Origin of the sequence: Actinophytocola sp. (genome assembly GCF_036002505.1) — a bacterium.
Taxonomy (GTDB): Bacteria; Actinomycetota; Actinomycetes; order Mycobacteriales; family Pseudonocardiaceae; genus DASYTH01.
On sequence record NZ_DASYTH010000325.1, the window covers coordinates 1 to 3,791 of the forward strand.

The 3,791-nt window shown below is 65.5% G+C and carries 3 protein-coding genes; 2 read left to right on the top strand and 1 reads right to left on the bottom strand.

Going from position 1 to position 3,791, the window contains the following annotated elements:
- Positions 1-819 precede the first annotated feature (819 nt).
- On the top strand, positions 820-2,355 hold the full coding sequence (locus VGR06_RS28400) for a S8 family serine peptidase (protein WP_327562213.1): 1,536 nt from the start codon (positions 820-822) through the stop codon (positions 2,353-2,355).
- 539 nt (positions 2,356-2,894) lie between these two features.
- Positions 2,895-3,065: a hypothetical protein gene (locus VGR06_RS28405; RefSeq protein WP_327562214.1), complete on the top strand. Its 171-nt coding sequence runs from the start codon at positions 2,895-2,897 to the stop codon at positions 3,063-3,065.
- 17 nt (positions 3,066-3,082) lie between these two features.
- On the opposite strand, the gene VGR06_RS28410 is transcribed toward VGR06_RS28405, so the two are convergent.
- The gene (locus VGR06_RS28410; RefSeq protein ID WP_327562215.1) at positions 3,083-3,370 is read right to left on the bottom strand and encodes a hypothetical protein; all 288 of its coding nucleotides are present in this window, start codon (positions 3,368-3,370) and stop codon (positions 3,083-3,085) included.
- Positions 3,371-3,791 lie beyond the last annotated feature (421 nt).

Sequence of the window (3,791 nt, forward strand, 5' to 3'; positions counted from 1 at the left end):
GGGATATAGGTAAGTGCGCAACCCGGACGTGCCCGGTCCGGGATGTGAGACGTGGTCGTCGGTGGGTGTCCGCGCGGGTCTGAAGCATCGTTGCGTTCTCTTTGCTCTCGACCTTGGCCCGCCACCCGGCCGCTCTAAGGCATCGCAGTGCCACCGGTTCGGTGGAAGAGGATCAGCGGCAGCCCGTGAGTCTTACCGCGGGAGTGGCAGTTGAAATGGCGACGACTACACGCAGTGCGGCTGACACCCGCATCGCTGACCGCTCAAGCCAACCCGCGTCCAGGCGGCGGGCGGCTCCTGGACTCACGCCCTCAATATGGCAATGTGCGGGTCGGAGCGCTGATCCTCACGGATGCTTGAGACCACGGCATAGTCCAGTGTTTCGTGTGTACTCCTGCGTACGACCGCCAGAGAGAACGCTTGATAACCTCCCCCCGCCCGGAGCCGAAGATCTCGTGGGTGTTGGCTGGCCGACTGGCTGGTTAGCGAGGTTGGGGACCCTGGCCTGAAGACTTGGCTACCCAGCGGGAGAGGCTCAACGTGGTGCTGGAGGTCGAGAGCGACCGACACATGCGGAGCGCGGCAATAGCGGACGGAAGCGCCCCGCTGAGTGGTGGGCTTTGAGGTTGATCCTCGGTGCCTGCTCGCCACTGTGATCGCGGCGATGACGCCAGTATCGCTGGTCGGTTTGAGCATGGCTATGGCGTCCTCTGTTGCATTAGGTTGCTCAATATCAGGGCATTGATCTGCGCTGACGGCACAGAGTGTCAACGTTCGGCCTGCCCACGGAACCACATCCGATCGAGGAGGGGAACGCTCATGAAGCTACCCAGAGTAACCGTACGAAAGCTGGCGATTACTGCGGCGGCGGTCGCCTTAGCGGCCGGCGCCGTCGCGGTGTCCGCACCGTCGAGCGCCGGAACCGACACCGGCACGTCGACCACGTACCTCGTGCTCTATTCAGTTGGCGCGTCGTCGGCGAACGCCAGCAGTGCTGTCGCCGCCGCCGGGGGCACACTGGTCGCCAACTACAGCCAGATCGGTGTGGTTATCGCGCGGTCGTCGATGAGCGACTTCGCAGCCGCGATGAAGACGACCAAGGGGGTCAACGGTGCGGTCGCCACGACTCGCTTCGGGACTCAGTTGAAGACCGAGGTCGTCGCGGACGCGGCACCGGCCGCAACGGTCACGGCCACCTGGGGTGACTCGTTGTCCGGTTCGCAGTGGGATATGACGAACATCCACGTCCCTGAGGCGCACGCAATCAACGCCGGCAGTACCGACGTTCTGGTCGCGGACCTTGACACGGGCCTCGACTTCACCCATCCGGACCTTGCCCCTAACTACGACGGGGCGACGAGCCGGGACTGCTCCAGCGGCGCTCCAACCGCGCTGCTGCCGGGCAATGACCAGAACGGCCACGGCACACACACCGCCGGTACGATCGCGGCCGCCGCGAATGGAACCGGCGTCGTGGGCGTGGCTCCCAACGTCAAGATCGCTGGTATCAAGACGAGCAACGACGATGGCTTCTTCTTCCCGGAGATGGTCGTCTGCGCGTTTGTCTGGGCAGCCGAGCACGGCGTCGACATCACCAACAACAGCTACTTCGCCGACCCGTGGTACTTCAACTGCAAGAACGATCCGGAGCAGCGGGCGATCTGGAACGCCGAGCGGCGCGCGATCGGCTACGCGCAGTCGAAGGGTGTGCTCGTGGTCGCCGCAGAGGGCAACTTCTCCGACGACCTGTCCCACCCGGTTACCGACATCACAAGCCCGGACTTCCCGCCGAACTCAGCGGTCGAGCGAGACGTGACGAACGCGTGCGCGGTCGTCCCAGTCGAGGTTCCAGGCGTCGTCGGCGTCACGGCGACCGGGTTCCTGCACTACAAGTCCTACTTCTCGTCGTACGGCATCTCCACCGCGGATGTCGCCGCTCCCGGCGGTGACCGGCGGTTCCAGATCCCACCGTCGACGGGGAACGGTCGCGTGCTGTCGACCTACTCCAGCAACGCCTTGGGAGCGTTTGCGGTTTGCGCCATCCCAGCGCAACTCGTGATCGAGAACGGCGCGTACTACTGCTGGCTGCAGGGCACGTCGATGGCGTCACCGCACGCGGTTGGAGTGGCCGCGCTAATCCTCAGCGCCCACCCGGGTATGCCGGCAAGTGCAATCGCGGCCAGGCTCCGGAACGGTGCGACGCCGCTGAGCTGTCCAGCGGATATGTCGAGCCCGGTGGACTACGTCGCCTTCCCAGGGGTTAATAGCGGCCTGCCGCAGGAGTGCACCGGCGGTGCCGGTCACACCAGCTTTACCGGCGCCGGTGAAGTGGACGCCCTGACTGCCGTCTCGTAACCGCACAATCCAAGCTCCACCCAAGATCCCGCTGATCGTGAACGTTAGTTTCATGATCAGCGGGGTCGATCTTGGCACGCTAGGTCATGATCGCCGCGATCTTGGAGGCTAACGCGTCCCGCCGATGTCGATAAGCCGTGCGACAGCCGAAGCGATCCGGATCATTGCGACCCCGGTTGGGTGAAACCGGATGACGGCCGGCTCATTGGGAGAGATGCCCACCACACGGGCTCGACGGTTGATTTCTTTATTGACCCGCCCTGAAGATCGCGCGTCAGACATGCTTCGACGATCGACACGAGCCTTATCGAGGAGTATCAGCGCGAACGCCGCAGGGCGGGTGTCCGGCGGCACATCGACCCGAAACGTGTCCGCGGATAGGAGATTCCGGGGTGCCCTACACTGCCGCAGAAGCGGATCGGCTACGTGGGGAGGCTAGAGCTCCGCTGGACGCCGCCGGTCCGATCGCGGCGGATTACCGCTCCACGCATGGGTCCATGCGCGCCGGTTCGGACCGTACCCGCGCAATGGAGGAGGTCGTGGCACAGGCCCGACTGCTGCGCGCCGACGGCAGCACGATCACCGCGCGGTCCACGCAAGGACCAGACGACCACAAGGTCGACTGTCCCCATTATGGGTTCCCGCGCCAGCCGAGGGATGTCGGCGGGCCGCAGCTGGCCGCCGTGCGCCAGCTACGTGTGTCGGGGTAGCCGTCGCCAGGCTGTCGTCAGCGACCAATCCGGTCCGAGAAGCGTTCAGCCTTACCGCCGACCCCGGCCAAGGCGGCGAGTGCCGCCCAGTGTCGCGGGTTGGGGATCTGCAACCCGCGGCGGACGCGGCTGCAGGTGGCGTTGGATAGCCCGGTCGCACGTTCGATCTCCGGCAGGGGGATTGGCCGGAGGGCGGGCAGGATGCGGGTTTGGTACTGCTCGAACGTCCAGCCACCTGACAGCTGCTCAACGGAGGGCTTGGCCGGGCCAGGCGGTTTGGCCCTGGCGTTGCCGAGCTGGCGCATGTACTCGGCGCGGACGACGGGCCAGCAGGTGGGGCAGAGCTTGCGGGCGCTGCCGTAGAGGTCGACACCACACTTCTCGCAGGTAGGCCGGACTGTCGGAGCTGTTGCTGCACCTCGTCGATGGGCGGAGCGCAGCCCGCGAAGTTGTGCGTTGGCGGTGTTCGCGCGGGTGAGAGGTGTGCTCAGGTGGATCTTGCTTGGGCTGCTGTTAGCGAGGGTGGGTCACCGCTTCAGCCGGTGCTGCGACGGCGCGGGACAGCTCCGGTAGGAGTTGTTCGGCGATGTCGTGGGTGAGTGGCGGGCGAAGCCGGCAGCGACCCTCGCGGGTCTCGACGAAATCCGCGGCGGTGAAATGACGGTTGCCCAGAACCTGGAGTACGTGACCTTCGACGACGGGACGCACGGGTTCAAGGAGGTCGAG

What these genes read in the sequence shown, in the direction of transcription:
- VGR06_RS28400 (WP_327562213.1), top strand. Translation starts at nt 820, where the DNA reads ATGAAGCTACCCAGAGTAACCGTACGAAAGCTGGCGATTACTGCGGCG.
- VGR06_RS28410 (WP_327562215.1), bottom strand. Translation starts at nt 3,370, where the DNA reads ATGCGCCAGCTCGGCAACGCCAGGGCCAAACCGCCTGGCCCGGCCAAG.